At 65.1% G+C, this 747-nt stretch carries 1 pseudogene; it reads right to left on the bottom strand.

Annotated features, from left to right (window positions below):
- Window positions 1–711, bottom strand: a pseudogene (locus OSH12_RS26190) (hypothetical protein); the annotation flags it as partial.
- Window positions 712–747 lie beyond the last annotated feature (36 nt).

The following is a 747-nucleotide window of genomic DNA, read 5'->3' as shown; positions in this document are numbered from 1 at the left end:
GACAGGGCGGTCGACATAGGGCGCCTCCTGGGTCATGCCGTAGCTGAGAATGCCGGCCATCGCCGACTGGCTGCGGGATTGCGTCTGTCCGCCCTGCATACGACCGGCGGTTGGGGCTGCTGGCGGCGCAGCGTTCAGCCAAGCCTCAGCGTTGAGCCAGGTCGCGGGCTGCTTGGTGTATTTCGGATCTTCGCCTTGACGCTCGGCGGCATAGCTCATCGCGCCAGCCACCAAATCGGAAACGGTTGCCTTTTTCGCCTTGATGACGGCCAGAAAGGCTTTACGGGCGCGGCCCTTGTCGTCCTTGCGAGGATAGGCCGGCCAGAACTGTTCCTCGAACACCGCCACGATGGCCCGCGCGTCCGCCTGTGGCGACGGTTGGGCCACGACTGCTTCGGCTTGGGCTTTGATGGTCTGCCGGATGTCGCTGTGATAGAGGCCGCCGCCGGCCTCCAGCAGCGTTAGCAGTTCGCCGATATCGTCTTGGCTCAGCCTGGCCACGATCAGTTCGGCCGCCTTGGCCCTCGCGGTCGTCCTGGCTTCGGTCTCAGCATTCCAGTCGATGGCGGCGGCCCGCTGTCGCGCCTCGCGCCGCGCCTTGGATTGGGCCTCTTTTGCACGTTGCTCTGCAGTCTTCTTCGCGTCGGCGCGGGCCGCCTTATCCTGCTCCTTGGCGTCGGCAATGATTTCGCGGATGTCGTCGAGCGGCATACGCTTGTCATCCCTGAGCCGGGATACAACCGCCTC

This window comes from Kaistia terrae, assembly GCF_026344005.1.
Classification (GTDB): domain Bacteria; phylum Pseudomonadota; class Alphaproteobacteria; order Rhizobiales; family Kaistiaceae; genus Kaistia; species Kaistia terrae.
This window is presented reverse-complemented; position numbering and strand designations above follow the sequence as displayed.